General features: G+C 45.5%; 13 protein-coding genes. 6 read left to right on the top strand and 7 right to left on the bottom strand.

Annotated features, from left to right (window positions below):
• The first annotated feature begins 29 nt into the window (after positions 1–29).
• Both DXN04_RS04755 and DXN04_RS04750 read left to right on the top strand, forming a co-directional pair.
• Entirely contained in the window at positions 30–1,004 is a 975-nt protein-coding gene (locus DXN04_RS04755) for a methylenetetrahydrofolate reductase (RefSeq protein WP_116852134.1), read from the top strand.
• Positions 1,005–1,165: 161 nt separating this feature from the next.
• Positions 1,166–2,047 (top strand): phosphate ABC transporter substrate-binding protein, encoded by an 882-nt coding sequence (locus tag DXN04_RS04750; protein ID WP_116852133.1) that lies wholly within the window; start codon positions 1,166–1,168, stop codon positions 2,045–2,047.
• A 156-nt stretch (positions 2,048–2,203) separates the two neighbouring features.
• Here DXN04_RS04750 and DXN04_RS04745 read toward each other — a convergent pair whose 3' ends face one another.
• A complete protein-coding gene (locus DXN04_RS04745) occupies positions 2,204–2,617 on the bottom strand; it encodes a hypothetical protein (RefSeq protein ID WP_116852132.1) in 414 nt (137 codons plus the stop codon).
• A gap of 208 nt (positions 2,618–2,825) precedes the next feature.
• Between DXN04_RS04745 and DXN04_RS04740 the strand changes: the two genes are divergently transcribed.
• Positions 2,826–3,326, top strand: coding sequence for a YcxB family protein (locus tag DXN04_RS04740; RefSeq protein ID WP_116852131.1), 501 nt, complete (start codon positions 2,826–2,828; stop codon positions 3,324–3,326).
• A 217-nt stretch (positions 3,327–3,543) separates the two neighbouring features.
• On the opposite strand, the gene DXN04_RS04735 is transcribed toward DXN04_RS04740, so the two are convergent.
• From DXN04_RS04735 to DXN04_RS04710, 6 genes are all read right to left on the bottom strand, one after another.
• Positions 3,544–5,433: a RagB/SusD family nutrient uptake outer membrane protein gene (locus tag DXN04_RS04735; RefSeq protein ID WP_116852130.1), complete on the bottom strand. Its 1,890-nt coding sequence runs from the start codon at positions 5,431–5,433 to the stop codon at positions 3,544–3,546.
• 19 nt (positions 5,434–5,452) lie between these two features.
• Positions 5,453–8,632 carry a SusC/RagA family TonB-linked outer membrane protein gene (locus DXN04_RS04730; protein WP_116852129.1) on the bottom strand — a complete coding sequence of 1,060 codons (3,180 nt, stop codon included), beginning with the start codon at positions 8,630–8,632 and terminating at the stop codon, positions 5,453–5,455.
• Positions 8,633–8,720: 88 nt separating this feature from the next.
• Positions 8,721–9,767 carry a FecR family protein gene (locus DXN04_RS04725; protein WP_116852128.1) on the bottom strand — a complete coding sequence of 349 codons (1,047 nt, stop codon included), beginning with the start codon at positions 9,765–9,767 and terminating at the stop codon, positions 8,721–8,723.
• 79 nt (positions 9,768–9,846) lie between these two features.
• Positions 9,847–10,398, bottom strand: a complete 552-nt coding sequence (locus tag DXN04_RS04720; protein WP_116852127.1) for an RNA polymerase sigma-70 factor — start codon at positions 10,396–10,398, stop codon at positions 9,847–9,849.
• Positions 10,399–10,420: 22 nt separating this feature from the next.
• Entirely contained in the window at positions 10,421–11,536 is a 1,116-nt protein-coding gene (locus tag DXN04_RS04715; RefSeq protein WP_233525516.1) for a multinuclear nonheme iron-dependent oxidase, read from the bottom strand.
• Positions 11,537–11,560: 24 nt separating this feature from the next.
• Positions 11,561–11,740, bottom strand: coding sequence for a chryseobasin-related MNIO class RiPP peptide (locus DXN04_RS04710; protein ID WP_116852126.1), 180 nt, complete (start codon positions 11,738–11,740; stop codon positions 11,561–11,563).
• A 348-nt stretch (positions 11,741–12,088) separates the two neighbouring features.
• Between DXN04_RS04710 and DXN04_RS04705 the strand changes: the two genes are divergently transcribed.
• The 3 genes from DXN04_RS04705 to DXN04_RS04695 are packed head-to-tail and all read left to right on the top strand — an operon-like array spanning position 12,089 to position 23,088.
• Complete coding sequence (locus DXN04_RS04705) at positions 12,089–16,732, top strand: hypothetical protein (RefSeq protein WP_116852125.1); 4,644 nt, start codon at positions 12,089–12,091, stop codon at positions 16,730–16,732.
• Positions 16,732–18,807: a fibronectin type III domain-containing protein gene (locus DXN04_RS04700; protein WP_116852124.1), complete on the top strand. Its 2,076-nt coding sequence runs from the start codon at positions 16,732–16,734 to the stop codon at positions 18,805–18,807. Before DXN04_RS04705 ends, DXN04_RS04700 begins: the two co-directional genes overlap by 1 nt.
• Before the next feature lie 3 nt (positions 18,808–18,810).
• A complete protein-coding gene (locus DXN04_RS04695) occupies positions 18,811–23,088 on the top strand; it encodes a hypothetical protein (protein ID WP_116852123.1) in 4,278 nt (1,425 codons plus the stop codon).
• Positions 23,089–23,169: the final 81 nt, after the last annotated feature.

Genomic DNA, 23,169 nt, shown 5'->3' with positions numbered 1-23,169 from the left:
AAATAGGAGAACAAAAGTATACTATCAACGTGAAAGGGACTTTACAACATAAGATAACAGCGGGAAAATCAGGTATTGTATTCTACAGCCTTACACCTCCAAAAATCACTACTGAAAGTGAAAAAGTTGCAGTCATTGCCAACAATCAGATCGAGCGTTTACAACACCTTGATATCGATGGCCTGATCCTCTACGATATTCAGGATGAAGCACTTAGAACTGAAAAGGAGCGCCCCTTCTCGTTTATTCCCACCATTTCACCTGAGGTATACAGCAAAGACCTGCTCACCAATCTGCGGGTACCTAAGATCATCTATAAGAGCATCGCCAACCATACCAAAGAGATGTTTGCCGACTGGCTGTCACAGAACACTGACCTGGAAGCCACCGTATTTATAGGTGCATCTTCCCAGCAACAGGTACAGGCCACCAACTTCTCCCTCTCCGATGCCTACCAGGTAAAAAAGGAAATGGGCCCGGACATCCTGCTTGGCGGGGTCACCATCCCCGAACGCCACACCAGGAAAGGCGATGAACACCTGAGAATGTTCAGCAAAATGCAGAACGGGTGTAATTTCTTTGTATCTCAGTGTATTTATAATATCAATGAGACCAAGAATGTAATGTCCGACTACCATTACCACGCCCTGAGCAATGATACCCAACCAGTGCCGGTGATCTTTACCCTCACACCATGCGGCTCCCTGAAAACACTGCAGTTCATGGAATGGCTGGGCATTGAAGTGCCGAAGTGGGTATACAATGACCTGAAATATTCAAAAGATATCCTGCAATCCTCCATTCATACAGCCACTAATATCGCCGGGGAAATCCTCAATTACGCGACTGCCAAAAACCTGCCTGTCGGGTTCAATATCGAAAGCGTATCTAATAAAAAGGATGAGATTCTGGCAGCTCATGAGATCCTGGAGAATGTGCTGCACATGGTGAAACCGCTGAAGAATGCCGTGGTGGAAGAAAAAAAGGCAGTATCGGCCTACTAGGAAAAGAGAGACCCTGGTGCTAACACCTCGCCTTATTATGCAACATAGTATCTTCAGCAAGACTTAACCAAATATTCATATATATTTTTTCTCTCTTCTACCTTTCGTATCTACCTTGCGTCCCTAAAGTGGACTGAAAGTAAACGAAACATAGAATATAGATGAAAAAAATCACCCTGCTTATGATGGGCACCGCCCTCTGGAGCGCCTGTAACAGTAACCATGAAAGTAAGCACCAGGCAGCTGCTGATAGCCTGAAAATAAAACCTGCTACCGCCAATGTTCATGTGATCCACTTGTCAGGCAGTACAACCATTGCTCCCCTGGCGCAAAAAGTAGCCGGATACTTCCGTAAACAAAATGACAGTTTCGATATTGAAATTACCGAAGGTGGCAGTAGTGTCGGAATTGCAGACCTGGAGAAAAGTATGACCGACATCGCCATGTCATCACGCGATATGAACGATGAGGAACGCCGGAAATTCCAGGAAAGTAACCACCCCATTACCGAAGTAAAGATTGCTGACGATGCCCTGGCTGTAGTCGTACATCCCGGTATTGGCGTTGACAAGATTACCAGGGACCAGCTCGAAAAAGTATTCTCCGGGGAAGTGAACAACTGGAAACAACTTGGTGGTAAGGATATAAAAATCATGATCATTTCAAGAGAGAGCAGTTCAGGTACCTATGGCTTCTTCAAAGAGGCGGTGATGAAAACGAAAGCATTCACTGCATTAGCCATGTACCAGCATACAAACGGATCTGTCATCAATAAAGTAAGTACGACTGAGGGTGCTATCGGTTATGTAGGCCTGGCCTTTATCAATGACAAAGTAAAAGCACTGCCTGTCAGCTTCGATGGCAAAACCTATGTAGCGCCTGATATCAAACATGTGAAAACAAAAACTTATCCGCTCGCACGTCCACTGTTCTTCATTTATCAGAATAGCAATGCAGCAAAGGTAAAGACGTTTGTAGATTACCTGCTTTCCGACGCAGGACAAAAAGAAGTAGAAGAAACAGGATATGTATCCTTAAAATAAAAAATCCAAAAAGGTCGGGAGTGATGCCGGCCTTTTTAATAATATACCACCTGTCTGTAAAAGGGAAGTCTTCTGGACCGGCAAAAACGTGTAAGGGTTAAAGATAGGCTATCACCTGCCCCAACCAATGTTCAGGCAGGTGTACAGCTAATGCTTTTATAAAGCCTCCTGATTCACAGAACCTTGATTTCTCTGTCTGGTAATCTTTTGCAGACTGATGTTCTCGCAAATAGCGTAAACAGCATAAAAGCCCATCAGTATAAAAATTGTAATTCTGCTTGTATGTGCTCTGTTGACAACGGCATAAATTGTAATACCGGCCAGGCAAAGCATCATTCTGCTGATCATTGCACCGTATACCCGAAGCATAAATACACTGTTGCTATCGGCTTGTACCCCTTTACGGCTCATGTTGTAGGTAAATGCTGAAAGGGCAGCTAAAGCAAGATTGCCAAATAGTAATACATTATGATGCACTCCATTGTCTAACAACCATGCTTTTAATCCTAATAAAGTGGCATTCAATAAAATAAAAAGGCCAATGACTCTAAAGTAGAACCTGTCACTCATTTCTCTGTTGGGATCTTTGATAATTATTCGAAAATTCGGCCGCGAAATTACGACGAAAGCTAAAAAAGACAAAACGAAATAGGATAAAAATCATGAAAACACATGATATCTGACATTTCTTTTACAAGAAATGAATGGTAGCGCCCGCCTGAACGATATTATATAATTTGAGTATATTGAGTCAAAATCAGCACTTATTCAATGCCGTATGAAGAGCCTACTATCCATTAGTTTCAAGATCACTCCGCTCGAGTATGCCAGGTTTCTGATTACGTCTTATTACAGGAAACCGATGACCATTATCCTTGCTACTGCCGGGCTTTACTCGCTCACCATGCCGGCATTGGTAGCTTACGGGATCATCGACTATTATAATAAAGGCCTTTATTTTTCACTCCCATATGCCGTGGTATTACTCTTTTATCCACTGATAATGACTGGCTTAATTATTTTAACGCGCATGAGGAATGCATTCCTGAAACAGGAACTGCTCTATGAGTTTGATGATGCAGGTGTACATATACAGGGAGAAGATTTTAAAAGCGACCTCGCATGGTCACATATCAGGGAGGTAAAGGAAATAGCCGGCTTCCTGGTACTAAAATCATCTACCCGTGAGGGTTATCTTGTTAAAAAAGATGTACTGGGCGCTGATGAGATCACTTACATTAAAAATAAAATAGCTGCTGCCAAGGGTGCAAAGCGTTGAAAAAAGGGATTTGTAAAGGTTGTTTCGAGGATTAATTCATCTGCATACGTATGGAGACCGTCCACTTTAGTACAGGCAGCCGGCAGGAACAGGCATAAAATTACAGGTGTTTGTATGTGGAACCGGATTAACTATGAATAATAAAGCGCTTGTATCAAAAAGTAATCTGAGGATCCTGAGCCTTACTTTTTGACACAAGCGCTCTGTGCTTAAATTGCTACTCCTGTGCCTTAATTGCATCTTCCAGGTTATCTATCGGGGGCTCATTCTTCTCATATCCTGAATAACCATAATTCTGATTCAGGCGGCCTTCTCTGTTTGCATCTATGTCTGACTGCGGTACCGGCCATAAGATGTGGTAAGGACTGGCTGTAAACACGGTGCCATAGGTCGTTTTCACGCCCTTGTTATAAAAGTTATTGTACCTAGTCAATCGCTCATACCAGTAGCTGCTCACGGAGAGATTCTCTTCTGTATAAGATTTCCCGAATTCATCTGACTGGTGAGTGCGGGCAAAGATGTAAGAGATGCGGCTTAACTCCACATGCCGCATCTCTTCGTAGTACAACTCGCGGGCCCTTTCATCAAGTATGACACCCATGTTCATATCTCCGGCACTGTACATCTGTGTGCAATGTGCACGACGACGAACCACATTCACATCTTCAGCTGCGGCAGCCAGGTTCCCTTTCCAGAAATAGGCCTCTGCACGCAGCAAATAAGTTTCTGCCAGGCGATAAATATACCAGTCACTGGCACCTCCGTTATAGTTATCAATCGTTTCATTCCTGGGCGTCTCTACCCAGAGTTTGTAATGCGGCCAGTCAAAATAGGTCCTTATAGTATCCGTCACCAACAGTTTGCCGGCATCGTTATAGAGCTGCACATGCTTGCCGTAATAGGGATCACCGCTGCTCAGCAAATTAGGATTGTTATACACCATATCCTCCATGTTCATCCAGTTGCCCGTACTCCTGCTATGACGCAGATCACTCGTATCTGTCCAGATAGTAAAACGGCTATACCAGGTAGGTCTTGTTTTAGCAATGCCCCTGCCGTAGGTTTTACGGAGATCTATTTTATCTTTTGTAGCTGAATAACTGGCACTCAGTCCCGGTTTACCGGAAGGGGTGCTGATCAGCTGATTGCCAGAACCTGAGTAAAAAGGCACTGCATTTCTCATGGTGACCATATCCTGCCGGCTGTTGATCAGGTCTTCCCTGCTGATGATGTTAAAAATGGTCTCCTTATTCGCAGCAATTGATTTATTTACGCCACGATGCAGGTCCCATATCACATTCCTGGTGATATTGTGCACAGCCGGCATCGGGTTTACAAAGGTGCCAAAAGGCGCTGTCATCAATGAATAACCTTCTGTATTAATCAGGTCATTCGCTACATTGATCGCCTTGTCAAATTCATTGCTTGCCAGATAACACTTGATCAGCAATTGCTGGCAGGCACCTTTAGTCACCATACCATAATCGCCCGCAGCAGGTACATGCTTTACGGCAAACTCCATGTCAGCCACCAGCTGCTGCAGGATCACGCTTCTTTTCGTAGAACGGAAATTGAACTTGGTACTCGTGATCTCCTTCGTCAGAAACGGGATGTCTCCAAAATCAAAGATCAGCCACATATACCGGAAGGTGCGATGGAAATAAGCCATGCCCATCATCTGGTCACGCAGGGTAGTATCCAAGCCTTTTACCCGGGGGAGGTTTGAAATAATAGTATTGGCATATTTCACCCCTTTATATCCCTCGAACCAAAACCAGTTGATCTTGTTCGTATTGATATCATTGTTGTTCGATGTAGGGGTAATCATGGCATTCAGATCCTGCGCAGGCCCTGATTTGTCTGTAGTACCATCGATTGCAACATCTGAAAAAAGCAAATCTGTCAGCAGGGGACAGCCCTCTCCTGTCCACACGTAGGTCAGGTTCCTGTTACAACTGGTGATCGCTGCCTGCAAACCTTCTTTGGTGGTGAAAGTCACAGCAGGTTCGTAGAACGAAAGCGGATCCGGATTGAGGAAATCTTTCTTACAGCTGGTAGGCACGAATGTCATCAATGCCAGCAGAATAATAGTTATATAGCTCTTCATATCAGTTCAGTTTGAAACATTAAAATGAGGCAGTCGCACCTATTGTATAATAACGGGGCATCAGTGAAGTGGTTTCAGGATCCCAGTATTCCCAGTTTTTAGCCCATACAGCGACGTTTCGTACCCCTGCATATACTTTCAGCTGCGCCATATCTATTCTCCTGATTAAACGGGCCGGGAGTGTGTAGGAAATGGATACGTTGTCCAGCCGGATATATGACTTATCAATCACGCGGGAAGGTGAAATGTTCTGCACATTTGTAGAATTCAGTCTTGCATATGTATTGGAAGGATTGTCCGGTGTCCAGTATTTCCTCACATAAGCATTCTGCCTGTCAGTTTGTGCACCTACGTTATTCAGGTAATCTGTGGAAAGTGCTTTATGCCCCCAGTTGGAATAGACGTTGAAGGAGAAGTCGATGTTCTTAAACAGGGTGAAATCATTGCGCAATGTAAACCGGAAGCGTGGCGTAGTCATACCCTGGAATTGCTTATCCTCATTGGTATACTTACCGTCCTGGTTTACATCTTCTACTTTCACATCCCCGGGGATCTCCCCGTATTTAGCGGCCTGGTCCCGCTCTTTTTCCTGCCAGATGCCCTGTACATTATAAGTCCAGATGGAAGCAATATCATGGCCGATGAACCAACCGTTTTTAAGATCATCGATTTCTTTAGAGCCCACGATATTGCCGTTTCCATCCAGCTGATCCTCATAGGTATAGTAGAGATGTTTTACCTGGTTCCTGTTCATAGAAACACCGAAGGTGGTATTCCATTCAAAGTTTTTGCGACTCATGGTCTGCGCAGTCAGTCCCAGTTCAAAACCTTTATTCACCACTTCACCCAGGTTGGTGGTGACGGTGCTGAAGCCGGTAAAGTCCGGCAGGGTCTGATCCATCAACAGGTCTGTGGTAGGCATATAGTAAGCTTCGATATTGCCGGTCAGCTTATTGTCAAAGAAGCCAAAATCCAGGCCTATGTTCCATGCAGATGTAGCTTCCCATTTCAGGTCATAGTTCGCCATGCGGTCTACATAGAGCTGAGATAATTCATACACGGTGCCATTACTTGTTACATAAGGATACCTGCCCGCACCTGTGGTCAGGTTAGACAATGCCTGGTAAATACCGATGGAGCGGTTGCCATTCATACCCCATGACAGGCGCAGTTTACCTGTGCTCATCGGTGTCCAGTGGAAAAAGCTTTCATTTGCAAAACTCCAGGCAACCGCCAGTGAAGGGAAAGTAGCTCTTGGATTGGAAGCACCAAATGCAGAATAACCATCTCTGCGTATGGAAGCGGTGAGCATATAGCGGTTATCGTAAGAATAGAATAAACGTGCCATCAATGCATCGCCGGTGCTGTGGGTATCGTTGCTGCTCACGGTCGTCTTCAGCGGATTCGCAGCACCCAGGTTATGAAAGCCCAATGCATCTGTAGGCGTGAAATCCGTTGCGGTGATCGCTTCATTCCAGGATCTGTGTTCTTCTGCATTCTGCAGGAGTGTCACCTTTACTGCATGCTTTTGTGCAAACCTGTAATCCCAGGTAATGATATTATCTATCTGCCAGTCGAAGTTCTTCGTGTTCTCCCTGATCACCTTTCCATTATCTGTCCACAATGGATTATTCTGTGATTCATGGTACCTGTTGTAAAACCACTGCATTCTGGGTGAGAAGTTCAGCTGATAGGTGATATTAAAAGGCAGTTTGATGGTCTGGTATAAGGTCGTATTCAGAACAGTAAATCCTTTTTCCAGTTCCTTGTAGGAGTTATCATACAGGGAGTTCTTACCCTGGTTCACACTGGCACCCATTGGCTGTCCATCCAGTCTGCCGAGCGTGTCATAAGGATTTGAAAAGGGAGAGTTCTGGATGATCTGGCCTTCCCAGTCCACGGCCAGGTTACCATCTGAGCGGTCCTGGAAATTGATGTTCAATCCTGTGTGCATCCATTTATTCACCTTTCCGTCTAACTTGATGTTAGCCCTGTACGCACGGTATTTATCGCCTACGATAATCCCTTCATTGTTCAGGTAGCCTAAAGAGAAATAATAGTTGAGCGCATCTTTGCTTCTGCCGGAAAAGCTCACATTATAATTCTGTTGTACACCATGCTGAAAGGAACCTTTGAACCAGTCGTAGGTACGGCCTTTTTTATAGTTGGCGAGTTCTTTGTCAAAGAGTCCCAGGCGCAGCAACCAGATCTCTTCCGGTGTGCCGGTGATGGCATCATATGCTTTCCAGTCATCCAGGCTGATACCGTATTTATCCAGGTTCTCCTGTGTAGGTTTCATGTACTTTGCAGGGGTCTCCCACCTGGTGGTACTATTAAACAAATCAGAACGGTATTGCAGGTAACCGGGGGCATCATATACATGCCTTGATTTACCTAAGGTGGCGATACCTGTGCTGGCATCAAAGCGGATGGTAGGTTTTTCAGAAGCACCTTTTTTAGTGGTGATGATAATGACACCATTGGCCGATTTGGCACCGTAAATTGCTGCTGCAGAAGCATCTTTCAATACATCAAAGTGCTCTACGTCCTGTGGATTGATTTCAGAAAGTTCACCGAAAAAGATTACACCATCCAATACGATGAGGGGATCATTACTGGCTTTTAAGGAACGTTGTCCTCTCACCTGGATATCGCCTCCTCCTTTTGCAGAGGCACTTTGCCCGATGATCAGGCCCGGCACTCCACTGCGCAGTAAGTCCTGTATGGAGCGGGGACTTTCCTTTTCCAGTTTTGCGGTTTTGAGTTGGCTGATGGACCCTGTCAGGTCTTTTTTCTGCATAGAGCCATAGCCTACTACCACTACTTCGTTTATTTTCTGTTCTGCGTAGTGAAGGTCTACTCTCAAAGAGAAGTCTGCACCTCCTTTCAGGTTATACCCGGAAAGTGTTTGCGGCTCGTACCCAATAAATGAAAAGGTGAAAGTATATCCCGGGCCTGCGGGTAGTCTGCTAAATGTAAAAAGGCCTGTGCTGTCTGTCTGTACGGAAGCAGTGAAATTGTTTGCTGCGTTTTTAACTGTTACGCTTACACCCCAGAGTGCTTCCCCTGTCTGCTCGCTTTTTACTATACCGGTAACATCCGAGCGTCCCTGATTTGGTTGGGCAATGAGTAATAATGGGACAAAGCTGTAAATGACCGCTATGCAGAGCACGGCGAACGTGGAATTTAGTTTTTTCATTTTTTATCTGCTGTAATTAGTTAGACAAATAAAGTCCCTTCGCTGATTGGATCAACGATTGTTGCTAGTTTTCATATTTATAGTTTGGCTAGTTTTTCTTACGAATAATGTAGTGTTGCTCCTCTTTTATAATCTTTAGGTGGTTCAATAATCCTATATCATTCAGAATAGTTTCTAAGGTGTCAGATTTACGCATCTTCCCGGAAAAATACTTGTCCTGTATATCGGAAGGATAATAATAAATATCTACCTGGTAATAGACGCTGAGCTGGTCGAATACATCTGAGAGTGGTGAGATATCAAATGTATAAATATCAGGCCTGCGAATGTTGCTGTTTTTAAGATCAACAGGTCCTGCCTTGACTAGTTTCTCTACCTGGATGTATCGTTTCACACTCGCCAGCATTGTCCCTTTATCATAGGTCAGTTCATCACCGGGTTTTAATATTTCTTTTTCATTCCATTTTTCATGAACGGTATTAATGGGTGCTACCTGAACTTTGCCATTATGTAACTTCACTTTTACAAAGCTGCTTTCATTGAATGCTTCTATCGTGAAGGCGGTTCCTAATACAGTAGTAACCAGCCTGTCGGCATGTACGAGAAACGGTCTGTTGTGATCTGTGCTTACCTCAAAAAAGGCTTTTCCTTCCAGGTAAATCACCCTGCTCTTTCCGCTGGCGAATGGCTCATGATAACGAATGCTGCTATGTGGAGAAAGCAGCACAAGGGAGCCATCATCCAGTATCAACCGCATGGTGGTATCCGATCCATTGGCTGTTTCGGCCAGCTTGCCGGCAGTGTATGCATCCAGTCCTGCTTTGGAAAAGCCTGTATGACTGACCACTAAATAACTCCAGACTGTTCCGATGAGCAATGCGGCTACAGCTGCCGCTGCCATCCAGTAGATCCTTCCTTTGCGGCGCTTTTTAAAAGTTTGTTCACTTACCTGTGCGTACAGCTGCTCAGTTAAACCGGGATCCAGTTCATCATTTGTTATAAAATTATCCCAGTCGGCTTCATTTACATACTTATTCCATTCCCCGGGATTATTCCATAAATATTCCTTTACCTGCTTCTTTTCTTCTTCAGAGCATTCATTTCTGAAATATTTGTCGATCAATTCCCTTTGCATCAGTTCCAGTTAAATAATGGCGCTTTGAAATAATATCGTTTGAAAAAGGGCCTACCCCTAATAGCCCGGGTTATTTTTTTTAGCAGAGGTAAAGTAAAAGGAGGAGGAAGAGCAGTAGTTCTCTTAAATAACTGAGTGCTAGCGACATATGATTTTCTACAGTTTTTACAGATAGCGAGAGTTGTGCTGCAATCTCTTTATAGGTTTTAAATTCGTACCTGCTTAATTCAAATACTTTTCTTCTCATGGGCGGCATTTCCTCCACGACTTGTCTGACTCTCGATAAAAGTTCTTTCGATGCAATGGTTTCCAGTGTGTTTGGGTCATCGGTTTTTGCAGGAGATTCCTGTTGAAGGAAACGTTCTTTTACAGCTTCCTTACGAAGCAAATCAATGAATGTAGCTTTGGCAATACGGAAGATTAATTTGTCCACCAGCTCGGATTCGTCCAGCTGTTCCCTGTAATTCCATAACTTAATAAAGGTGATCTGTGTGGTTTCTTCGGCGATGTAAGGGGAATGAGTTTTAGAGAGCACGTAAAAATAGACCTTCTTGTGAAACTCGTGGAAGATGTCACTGAAAACAGAAGGATCGCCTTCTTTCAATGCAGAAATGGAATTTAACGTGGACATAGCATAAATATAAAAACAAATTTCATTTCTTCCACTTCCCGGCAATTTTAACTGCTGTTTCTATCATATAGGGTTCCCATTGTTCGATTCTCCAATCCGAGTTGGCCAGTGAAGATTGCGCCAGCAAATGCATGGCCGAATCATACGAAGCTGCGGTTTCCAAAATAGCAGATAGTTCCAGTTGTTGCTGGTATAATGCAAGGTCTTCTACAGCAGGGCCAGTTGTAGTAGGGAGTAAGGGGAGGAAAGAATTGTCGCTGTATTTATTATTGCTTTGGGAAACTATTTCCTGCATGTGCAGGAAATCATTGTAAAAAGCAGCCTTGCTTTCCTGGGAAACAAGGCCATTACCCAGTTGTTCCAGCACCACATATTTCAGATGCGGGCATTTAGGCAGGGTCCATTCAAGCAGTTGAAAGACCTCCGGCGGCACGGCTTCATCGTGCGTATCTCTCCTGATACTACGATCGGGAGATGCGGCAGAATCGTCCCAGCTACCGCCGGAGATGTGGATCTCACGCACTTTATCCAGCGGGTACAGGCTGATCAGGTCGTCGAAGGCCAGATCAAAGTTCCTGAGCTGACAATAGAGGTTATGTAAATCCAAAATAATAAAACCATTGACGGGTGCAAGCAGCTGGTCCAGGAAGGCACCATGCCGTTTTACTTCGTCCAGCGAATAGGAAAAGGCCAGGTTTTCCAGGCCTACAGGCCGTCCACAGGCATTGTAGATTCTTTTGAGCCTGTCTCTGCCAATGCTGAGCGTGGCAGCGGAATAAGGGATATTTAAAGGTGCACCATGATGAAAATCCTTGCCCGTCATAAAGCCAAAGTGCTCCGTGATGTGATCAAAGGAGAACTCCGTCGATGTATGCTTTAGATGATCAAGCCATGCTTGCTGTTCAGGCAGCCATTTTCCTGAGAAGAGAGAAAAGAAAACCCCATGACCTATCAGGCGATTTTCATCGCTGAAAGCGGTCAAAAGTTCCCTGAACCAGTCAGGTACTTGCTTCACTTTATATAAGGCATCGAATGACCATTCTATGGCTTCTACCCGGGATTCTTCCATCAGGGGCAGGCAGGCAGCAAGGATATTTGCATCCAGGTTACAGGCTACAGCAGAAAGTATTTCAGGCACCGTTTAAATATCAGTTTACATTAATCAACCCATTCCACAAGCAGGGCAGTTGCCCAGGTTCTCGTCTGGTTTAGACTCATTTTGTTTGTTTGCCTGATCGGTTTTCTTTGGTTTCACCTGTTCGTCTTTCGAGCATGAAACGACGGTTGTCTGAACGGCGATGCCGATCATAATGGCGCTGAGGAGTGATTTGGAAAGCTTCATTCCATTAGAGTTTTAAGAGATAATGATTGTCCCGGCTACGGCTACAAGTCTGAATAGATCGTGGGTGTTGTCGAATGTTAAACGGTTCTGATGAAAAGAAGGTTACAGTTGGACAAGAAATTCCTGAGCTTCTGATTATTCATCAAATTGATTTTGATCGCATAATAAATTCTCTACCCCTCAGACACAAATAAATTATTTTTGCAATGTTAAAATTTTACTAATATTACGTTCAGTTTCATCCAGGACAGTTTGTGTATATTGAATTTACCTGTTGTACATTGTAGTTATTGATCGTCGTAACCTGAATAGCCCCGAATACCCTATACCTATTATATCAATACATTTATGGTAAAACCTTACCTCAAGAGAACCTATTGCTATTACTTTAGGCTGTTATTACTATTTATTGCCGGACAATCTACTACCCTCTTTGCGGCGGACAGCGATTACATCAGGACAAATTCCCTGAATGCCGGTATGCTGGAAACACGTAGTTTTCCTGAAATAGAGCAACGGCTCCTGGCACCGGAATCGGGACTATTCTCGGATGCTGGCCTGCAGCATATCTATGATACGGACAGCAATGCGCATGTGTACCGGGATATAGCCAAGGCCGAATTTGAGAAGATAGACAAGAATAACCGCTATACTTCCACCATCTCCCCGGACGATCTGAATGAGCTGCCCATAGGGCTTTATAAGACCGTTGGCAACACCACAGTGACCATCGCTGTCAGTAACGCCATGTTCTATCCTACCTATGCGGAACTCACAGTATATGCGAAAGTGCAGATTCCACAGGAGCCAAAGGAAATTTTCTTTGGACTGAAAGGATTGAAACTCTCCTATAAAGGCGGGATTATAGGCGATGCCAAACTGGTCCTGCTTGGAAACATCCCCATAAAACTAAGCGGTGGCACTGCTGCCCTGATCCTGAAAGGTGGCATGAATATGAGCACCGGTCAGGGCCTTGACCAAACCTATATCACCATTGATTGTAATGGTTTCAAAGAACTGGGCCTGAGTGCCGACCTCCTGTTTCCCCGCAGCATGCTCGTGCCCCTGAAGGCAAATGGAGAAAGGAATACAGACTCTACTGCACAGGTAAAAGCATCTTTCAATACCGTGGTGCGTGACTGGAATGATATTCTTGTAAGTGTTGAATTACCCGCGTTTGAAGTCACACCCCTGCATGGCGTAGGTTTTAAGATCGGGAAAGCAGTGTACGATGGCAGCGATATCCGTAACTCGCCGGACATTACCTATCCCTCGGATTACCAGCAGCGCTATATGTCCGCCGAAGATCCGAATATATGGAGAGGTGTATACGTCTCGGACCTGGAAATTACATTGCCAAAGCAGTTTGTATGGCGGAATCAAACAGACAAACGCGTTTCTTTTGGTGGCAAAAATATGATCATCGACAACAATGGCATCTCCGGCAACTTTTTCGGCAACAATATATTGCCGGATGGCAGCGCCGCCGGATGGCGTTTTTCAGTAGATCACTTTGATATAGACCTCGAAGCCAATCACCTGACAGGCGCAGCTTTCAACGGCATGCTGGGCCTGCCTATGACTGGTTCACCACTCGCCTATTCTGCCGTAATTACCGCCGACAATGAATATATACTTAAGCTGAGTAATATAGATACGCTTGACTTTATGGTATGGCGCGCCAAAGCACAGATCAATCCGAATTCATGGGTACAACTCAAATTGGCAGACGGTCACTTTGAACCCGAAGCCATGCTGAATGGTGCCCTGATCCTGGCATCTTCACTAAAACAGGATGATAATGGTAATCCCATCGCAAAGTTCAAAGGTATCACCTTCCAGGGATTGCATCTGCAAACCAAAGCACCTTATCTCACCGCAGATTACTTTGGTTACAACGATATGAATACCATTTCGAACTTCCCTGTGGCAATCAATGAAATTTCTCTTCAGACCAAAGATAGCAGCGCTAACCTCAATATTGGTGTACGCTTCAACCTGATGGAAGGAAAGTTTGGCGGCAACACCCACTTCTCACTGGTAGGAAAGTTCGACAATACCAAGGGACTCCAGACCTGGAAATTCCAAAAGGTAAAACTGGATTCAATTTCCCTGAATGCGGAATTGAGTGATGCCTTTAAAATATCCGGTTCACTGGTAGTGTATGATAATGATGCCGTGTATGGCGATGCGGTGAGCGGAGAAGTGAATGCCGATTTCATGAGTGGAAAAATCAAGGTAAAAACCCGTGCCATGTTTGGCTGTAAATCCTTCCGGTATTGGTATGTAGATGGGAAGGCTGAATTTAAACCAGGTATTGCAGTAGCACCACCACTTGAAATTTCCGGCTTTGGCGGCGGTGCTTATTACCGCATGAAAAAAGAAGGAATCGATACAATCGCTTCTCCTACCGGTGTACGATACGTACCTGATTCTGCGGCAGGATTGGGCATTAAAGCCGCTGTATTGTTCGATATGGTGAAGGATGAGGTGGTACATGGCGAGGTCTCATTTGAGGTCGCATTTAACCGCAATGGCGGTATCAACTTCATGGGACTCTATGGATATGCGAAAGTACTGGCCACTATACCAATGGGCAACATTACCCAACAGGTAAGTGCACAGTTTGCAAAAATACAGGAGCAGGAACAAAAAGCCATTGCCAGCCTGGGATCTACAGGTCAAAAACTCGAAGACCTGAAGGTCTCTGATCCTTCGGGGGCAGCCGCCGCATTATCCAGCGATAAGAATCTATCTGCCGAAGTAGGCATCACTGCTTATATAGGTATTCAATATGATTTTGTCACTTCCACACTGCATGGCAACTTCGACATGTTCATGAACGTAGCCAATGGAATGATGACAGGCAATGCCAGCGACAACCGAGCAGGATGGGCTGTATTGCATATCTCCCCCAGTGAATGGTACCTGCATATGGGTACACCTACCAATCGCTTAGGTACTAAACTGTCTATTGGCGGCCTTTCTATTAAATCGGGCAACTACCTGATGGTAGGTGATAAAATACCAGCATCTCCCCCACCACCGCAGGAGGTGGCAGACATTCTTGGTGTAGCGATGGAAGAACTCGATTACATGCGCGATGCAAATGCACTGGGCGAAGGGCGTGGCTTTGCATTTGGAGCCAGCCTCACAGTGGAAACAGGTGATATCAGTTTCCTCATCCTCTACGCCAACTTCAAAGCAGGTGTTGGCTTCGACATCATGCTGAAAGATTATGGGGATGCCCATTGCGTAGGCAGCACAGAGAAGATAGGCATCGATGGCTGGTATGCAAATGGACAGGCTTATGTATACCTGCAGGGTGAACTGGGCGTGAAAGTAAACCTTAAATTCATCAAGGCCAGGGTACCACTCATATCAGGTGCAGCAGCCATGCTCATGCAGGCCAAGCTGCCTAACCCCACCTGGTTAAGAGGTTATATGGCTGTAAAATTCAGTGTGCTGAACGGCCTTGTGAAAGGGAATATGCGTATGAAAGTCGTGATCGGTAGTGAATGTGAAATTGTAACCGGAGATAATAGCCCGGTAGATGTGAAGATCATTTCGGACATCAGGCCATCGGCCAATGCCAGTGGGGTAGATGTATTCTCCGCACCGCAGGCCGCCTTTAATATGCGCATAGGGCAGCCATTCGAAGTAGAAAATGATAAGGGTTCTAAAACTTACAGGGCACGACTTGCTTCCTTCACCGTTACTGACCATGGCCAGCCTATTGCCGGCAGACTGGAATGGAACAGCAATAATGACGGGGTATCCTTCTATTCCAAAGAGATCCTCCCTTCTCAAAAACCATTGACCGCAAGGGTGAAAGTGACCTTCGAAGAACTAATGGACGATGGCAACTGGCAAACCACCTATGTAGATGGCAAACCTGGTGAAGAAACAGATTCTGTTGACTTCACTACCGGCACTGCACCTGATTATATCCCACTCCAGAACATCGCATATGCATACCCGGTAGTGAACCAGCAATATTATTACAAAGATGAATCCGACAAAGGGATCATTAACCTGAGTATGGGTCAATCCTACCTCTTTGATGCAAAATGGAAATACTCGATCAGCTTCAAAGATGCAGCGGGTACTGTGACCAAAACAGATATGAGCTATGATTCTGTTGCACAGATTATTCATTTTTCACCAGCGGGATTACAGGCGAATACCAATTACACATTCGATATCATCGCCAGTCCCCCGGGTGCACAAAGCACAGATGAAGTACAGCCTTATCAGCAGGAACAGAGCGCAGGTGAAGATGGTAGCTACTCAGTAGCCAACAACCAGGCACAAACAGTTTCCAGGGGCGATGTGACCAAGTCCCTGCTGCACTATGGATTCCATAGCAGCCAGTTCAGCACCTTTGCTGCAAAGATGCAATCCCTGCATCTGAAAGAAGGTGTGGGCGAAACTGTATCTACAGATGTAATAAGACTGCTGGCTGATGTAGGAGAATACGAAGGTTTTGAAGTAGCAGAGATGACAGGTACAACTTATTCAGGATATAAACCCCTGGTCAATGTAGAGGCAGTACTGGACGATGCATATTATACAAGTGATATCAATCCACTGTTGTACGCCAACTATCCGATTGACAGCACACTCTTCATCACCGGCCGCAATACCGATGAATTAGGTATTCCACCAGGCAAAGCCCTGATCCTGACACCCACCTACCTTGCGGAAGCATCCACCGGCAAGGTGACCAGCTGGATCAAAACACGCTTACCTTATATCTACGATCTGCCACTGATCTACAAACAGGACTTTGTCGAATTACAATTCAAAGTAGTGAATAAGTTCCTGGGCAAACCTGATGCAGCAAAATACAGCTACCTCATAAACGGGCATTTCCCTTTTATGCGGTTCGGCACCTACAAAGTAAAATACCAGTATGTATTGCCTGACGGAACGAAAACCAGCAGTGCGGTCTTCGAATATCAAAATCCTTTTAAAACCTCGGTTCTCTAATGTATACTATACGCCTACTGCTGATATTAATATTATTAACGGCTGTCATACCACTTCAGGCACAACGTAAAGACAGCTCCCGGGTAGCGGTTACGGGGAGTGCGCGCCAACACAGCATCCTGATACGCTGGGGCATGAATACCTCCCGCGCATGGAAACTCGGCAATCAATACGGATTTGAACTTACCCGCTACACAGTTGTCAGGGATGGCAAAATATTACCCTCACCGGAAGCCAGGGTACTCAATAGCAGTCCGCTAAGGCCAAAACCATTAAACGAATGGGAGACGATTGTACAGCATGATCAATATGCTGCCATCATTGCACAGGCATTGTACGGCAAGGATTTCGAGGTAAGCGGTGGCAGTGGAAAAGGGGTAGCAGCCATCATGGCACAATCAGCAGAGCAGGAACAACGCTTCTCACTCTCCCTCTATGCGGCAGACAATAGTTTTGATGCCGCCGTGATGGCAGGCTGGGGCTGGGAAGATAAAGATGCCCGCCCGAACGAAAAATACCTGTACCGTGTTAAAGCCCTCGCACCACAAACAGGGATAGATTCTGGCGGTGTATTCATCGGCATCCAGGATTATGCGCCACTCCCCGTACCGGGTGATATTGGGGCGGTATTCGGCGATAAACAGGTCATGCTTAGCTGGGATTACAGTCTGCTGAAAAACTACTATACCTCCTGGATCGTGGAGCATTCCAAAGATGGTGGTAAGACCTTTACACCAGCCCGTTCCCTGCCGGTTACGAACCTGAATGAGAAAGAAGGGAAGGCATCCCCAAGAATGTATTTCATCGATTCGCTGGAAGACAATACCACAGTATACCAGTTCAGGGTAAGGGGTATTTCTGCCTTTGGTGAAAAGGGACCTCCATCCAAACCTGCTATTGGTAAGGGCAGAAATGTACTGATCTATGTACCCAACATCAGGACCAACCAGATCAATGCGCAGGGGAAAATGACACTGACCTGGGATTTTGAAACAGCTGGTAATGCATTCATCAAAGGCTTTGTGCTGAACCAGGCAGAACGTGAAAACGGACCTTATAAAACGGTAGTCAGCAATATTACACCTGAGCAGCGCAGTTTACAATATGACCAGTTATTTCCTTCCAATTATTTTACCATCACGGCGGTAGCGAAAGAAGGTGAATCAACGACATCATTCCCTGTATTGGTTCAACCTGTAGATTCAATACCGCCAGCGCCCCCTGTAGAACTGGCAGGGAATATTGACAGCAATGGTATCGTGACACTGAGCTGGAAAGCGAATACTGAAAAAGATATGCTGGGCTACAAAGTATTCCGCGCCGGCAGACCAAATGAAGAACTGTCTCCGCTGGTCGACGCTGTACACAAGCAGACTATTTTTAAAGATACAGTTCCTGTTAAATCGCTCAACAGCAAGATGTATTATGCTGTTGCGGCCCTTGATAAGAGATATAATCAATCCGCTTACTCAGCCATCCTTGAATTGAAGAAACCGGATGTAATCCCTCCTACCGCCCCGCTCTTCAGCGCTTATAAGGTAGAAGACGGGCAGGTGAAACTGTCCTGGGTGAACAGCAGAGATGCAGATGTAGCTGCACATTTACTATACAGGAAAGCCAGGGCTGATACCAGCCAGAAATGGGTATTGCTGCAGGCATTCCATGACGGTACACAATATTATGCTGATAAACTGGCTGATAGGGGACAAACCTACACTTATATACTACTGGCCAAAGATAGCAGCGGACTGGAATCACCTCCCACACAACCTATTACCGTCACAATACCTGCCGATCCCAATAGTCTTGGAATTAAAGCGCTGGATGTATATATGAACAGGGAGCAGCGTTACATTGAAGTATCCTGGAAAGCCAATAACGCAGAGATCAACGAATACCAGTTGTATAAAGGTGCCAGCGGACAACCACTGAGCCTGTGGATGGTGGTACCTGCAAATGTGAAAACAGTAGTGGATAAATCCCTGAAGATTAATACTGAATACGAATATGGCGTTCGGGCTGTAAACAAAAACGGTCTGAGCGGCCCCCTCAAAAAAATTAAAACAAGCTATTGACCTATGATAAAAAGAATGCTGTTGTTGTTATGCCTTCCCCTCCTTTTCCTTACAGGAAAAGTCCGTGCGCAAAACACTGCTTTATTCCAGATGACCCTCGATTACGCCATCATGGGCTTCGGTGATGAAGCTACCTGTGGTAGTCTATTTGAGCTGTATGCATTATTCCCAACTGGTTCAAGGGTAATGGCCTCCGGATCCCTGGATGGTATCAGGGACGGTGTGGTGTGGAATTATCCCACCAAGACCATTGTCTATTCAAAAGATAATCCTATTACAGGTATTGCCACATATGGGAAACGAAAACGATCCTGTAACAATACGGCGGAATCAAAAGAAACTGACTATTCCCTGCCGGGCACTCTTGACTGTTATGATATCAACGTTGGTAATTTGTTTGCAGGGTACAACCAGGAGTCCAATATTCATGTGACCATTAAGCCGGTCTCCAATGTGTATAATTTAGAAATCACTACCAATGAGGTCTATCCGAATAATTCGAATATGGATTATGACATCACTGCATATTATACAGATGGTAGTTCTGACCAGTTATATGCTTTTATATGGACTGCGCCGAATACCTCAGGCAACACTACCATCAATAAAACCTTCAATGCGATCAACAGCACAGGTAAAACGATTTCTACAATACATATCTCCAGTTATACGAGAATCAATGGTACAGGTGTACAGAAAGTGCTGGACCTTCCTGTCAATACAGTTCCTGATATGCCCGACCAGGTATATTCCGGGGTCTTCTCCTCACTCGGCAACAACAGCAATATCAAGGTATCTTATAAAAAGGTGATGAATCAACTGGTATATGGACCTGTAGCAGGTTCCAATATACTCCCCACCAATTCTGACATTACACTCACCGGGCCTTCGGGGATTGCTACCAGTCAATATGTATGGGCTTATAGTACAGATGACGGTGCTTCCTGGACAAACTATAAGGGTGGTGTGAATCCACTCGTCATTTCAGGCAACAGTCTTTTTGGAGCCAACTATTTACAATATCTCAATAAACTGATCAGGGTAAAGATGTTCCCGATCTGTGCGCCCGACCGTGAATCAGCCACCGTCACGCTGGATTACCGCTTATCTACCCCCCGTATTGTGAGTATGACACCTAAAAACATTTCCTGCACCGGTACGAATGATGGTGGTTTTAAGCTCACATTTGACAGGCAGTTATACCCCGGCGAAACATTGAATGTAGAAGTAAAAGACCTGGCAGTAGGCACAGGCGGTACGGTACATAATGATATCAATGCGGTGATTGCAGCAGATGGCACTTATACCTGGCCATACGGTACCCTGAGTGCCAGCAGGTACCAGATCACAGTAACGGGTGCATATAATGGCCGGGCTACGTCTATCGATGGTGTGAGTCCTACAACTTTTACCCTCACTGAGCCAACGCAGGTAACCTTTACAACACCTGTTCCGGTTGATGTAAAATGTTTTGGTGGTAGTGATGGTGCAATCAATCTCAGTGCCAATGGTGGTGCCGGTGGCTATATAGCCTTGTATAAAGCTGTTGCAGACAACACTTATCTGACAAAAGCATTTACTGCAAATACCGGTATTATCTCCGGCTTGCCTGTTGGCGACTACCTCGTACAGGTAAAAGACCAGAATGGATGTCCGGGCAAATTAAGCTCAGGTGATACAGAAACCGGTGTCAGTCTTAAACAACCGGATGCACCGCTGGGTATTGATGCCATATCCATCACCCACCCTACCGCATACGGGTATACTGATGGCAGTATCACTGCCTACCTGAAAGGAGGCACACCACCTTATAATATAGCATGGAAAAAGGCAGATGGTACCGTATTGACACCTACCAATGTTAACAATGGTACGACTATCAGTAATCAGCCGGATGGTGATTATATCCTGACAGTAACTGATGCCAATTACAATGCAGCTGATACACGCCAAGGCTGTGTGCTTAGCAATACCTTTACATTGAAACAACCACCATTGCTGGTGGCAGGCATCCAGATCAAAGATAGCGTCAGCTGTAACGGAAAGAGTGATGGTCAACTCACGGCTGTTGTGAATGGCGGGGTGCCTTATAAAAATCCCCCTTACTATACGTATGAATGGTACCAGGTCCTGAATGGTACCAATGTAGCTATCGGACAAACGGATGAAACAGCGGCAGGCTTACCTGCAGGAAAGTATCTGGTGAAGGCCAAAGATGCGAATATGATTACAGTACTTTCTGCAGGTATCGATCTGATTGATCCTCCCCCTTTGCAGGTACAATTTAACAATACGGCAGCTACCTGCTACGATGCCTCTAATGGGGTGCTGGAAGCCCTGGTAAGCGGCGGTACAATTCCTTATGTATACCAGTGGAGTAATGGTCCTCAAACTATTCTTAACAGTGGTTTACATGCAGGTCCTTATACTGTAGCGCTTACAGATTATCATGGCTGTACTTTATCCGGCACTGCAAGCATCGCACAGCCGGCGGCCCCACTGGCCATCGTTCAACCTGTAATGACACTGCCTTTGGCAAATGGTTATTCAGATGGTAGTATTAAGATCCTGCTGCAGGGCGGTACTGCCCATGCAGACGGCACCTACAATGTAAGCTGGCAGAAAGCCAACGGTACGCCACTCGGCAGTGGCACAGGCCAGGTAGTGACAGCCGGTTATGAGAATGTGCTTTCGGGTATACCTGCAGGAGATTATACCGTGACTATTACAGATGCCAACTATACAGGTCCTGCTATAAATATGAAGAGTTGTACGGTAACTGCCAGCTTTACACTGGCGGAACCTCCCCCCTTAGTCATCAGCATCAGTGAACAACACTTTGTATCCTGCAAGGGCGACGCTGATGGTGTATTGAGCAGCAGCTTTAGCGGCGGCGTACCTCCCTATACCTTTGCATGGTACAAAGAAGGTAATGCAATCGGCCAGACCACATCTACCGGCAGCGGATTAACCGCCGGTACTTATACGATCATCATTACTGATGCCAATAATATTCATAAATCATCTGCTCCATTCCCACTTGCTGAACCCGATCAACTGCAGGTACAACTAGCCACGAGTCCGGTGACCTGTGCCAGCGGACAGGATGGTGAAGTCAACACTACAGTAAGTGGTGGTACCGCTCCTTATACTTATGAATGGACAAACGGTGCCACTACCCCTGTAATCAGCAATTTAACGGAAGGATCTTACCTCGTATTTGTAAAGGATAGCCGCGGTTGCCAGGCACAAAACAATGCAGCGGTATTTATACCAAACGGTATCGTGATTGACGCTGGTATTATCCCGCCAATCTGTGCAGGCAGCTGTGATGGTGCCATCAATACTCAGGTAAGCGGTGGCATTCCTCCTTATACCTATGAATGGAGTAATGGCAGTACTGCCAGCAGGATAGATCAGCTCTGTGCCGGTCAATACAAACTGACTATCCAGGACAACAATAATTGTAAGCGGGTACAGACATTTAATCTCCCGGATCCAGCGCCATTAAAGGTGCAGCTGGGTGCAGACAAAACCCTTTGCAACAGCCAGCTATATACAATCAATGCCACGATTGCAGATCCTGTAGCCAGCTATACCTGGGGTGGCGATCCTGCCTTCCAGGCAAGCACTGCACAGGTGAAAGTGAGCAACAGTGGACTGTATTGGGTGGAAGTGACGGATGGCAAAGGTTGTACAGGCCGTGATACCGTTCGTATTCAACAGGTGCAGACTGATATAGCAGCATCATTTGTCGTCTCTACACAGGTATTCCGTAATGAGACTGTGTCCCTGATCAATATCAGTTCTCCGCTGCCCGAACGTACGGAATGGGAAATACCTGATGATCCGAATGTGACGGTGTTGCAGAATACGGCACTGCTCACTGAGCTTCGCTTTGCAGATACAGGCATCTACCACATCACACTCCATTCTTACACCGGTGAATGTGAAAGCGCCTATGCCAAGGATATTGCAGTACTGGATGCGGAGTCATTACCGGTTCCCGGTGGTGCACAGGAGCCTTTCATCGGCACATTCGAAGTAATGCCTAATCCAAACAGTGGTCAGTTCAATGTACACGTTACCTTGAATAAAGCAGCAGAGATCAGGTTACGCATGTTCAACATCATCAGCAATCAGCTGGTGAATGACAGGAAGGAAAGTGCGGCTTCGGAGTTCAACCTTCCGTATCAGCTCAATATCACTGCCGGTACATATGTACTGCTGCTCGAAACACCATTGGGCACTGCAATCAGGAAGATCATTATCACACAATAAAGAAGCTACCGTTGACAGCGAAACGAATTATTCAAATAACAGTTGGCATATTATTCAGCATAATATGCCAACCTTTAAGCG

This window comes from Chitinophaga silvisoli (assembly GCF_003412465.1).
GTDB classification, from domain to species: domain Bacteria; phylum Bacteroidota; class Bacteroidia; order Chitinophagales; family Chitinophagaceae; genus Chitinophaga; species Chitinophaga silvisoli.
This window is presented reverse-complemented; position numbering and strand designations above follow the sequence as displayed.

Excerpts from the sequence above, each read along its gene's own strand:
- DXN04_RS04750 (WP_116852133.1), top strand. The coding sequence starts at position 1,166 with ATGAAAAAAATCACCCTGCTTATGATGGGCACCGCCCTCTGGAGCGCC.
- DXN04_RS04735 (WP_116852130.1), bottom strand. The coding sequence starts at position 5,433 with ATGAAGAGCTATATAACTATTATTCTGCTGGCATTGATGACATTCGTG.
- DXN04_RS04720 (WP_116852127.1), bottom strand. The coding sequence starts at position 10,398 with ATGTCCACGTTAAATTCCATTTCTGCATTGAAAGAAGGCGATCCTTCT.
- DXN04_RS04695 (WP_116852123.1), top strand. The coding sequence starts at position 18,811 with ATGATAAAAAGAATGCTGTTGTTGTTATGCCTTCCCCTCCTTTTCCTT.
- DXN04_RS04705 (WP_116852125.1), top strand. The coding sequence starts at position 12,089 with ATGGTAAAACCTTACCTCAAGAGAACCTATTGCTATTACTTTAGGCTG.
- DXN04_RS04730 (WP_116852129.1), bottom strand. The coding sequence starts at position 8,632 with ATGAAAAAACTAAATTCCACGTTCGCCGTGCTCTGCATAGCGGTCATT.
- DXN04_RS04745 (WP_116852132.1), bottom strand. The coding sequence starts at position 2,617 with ATGAGTGACAGGTTCTACTTTAGAGTCATTGGCCTTTTTATTTTATTG.
- DXN04_RS04740 (WP_116852131.1), top strand. The coding sequence starts at position 2,826 with ATGAAGAGCCTACTATCCATTAGTTTCAAGATCACTCCGCTCGAGTAT.
- DXN04_RS04710 (WP_116852126.1), bottom strand. The coding sequence starts at position 11,740 with ATGAAGCTTTCCAAATCACTCCTCAGCGCCATTATGATCGGCATCGCC.
- DXN04_RS04725 (WP_116852128.1), bottom strand. The coding sequence starts at position 9,767 with ATGCAAAGGGAATTGATCGACAAATATTTCAGAAATGAATGCTCTGAA.
- DXN04_RS04700 (WP_116852124.1), top strand. The coding sequence starts at position 16,732 with ATGTATACTATACGCCTACTGCTGATATTAATATTATTAACGGCTGTC.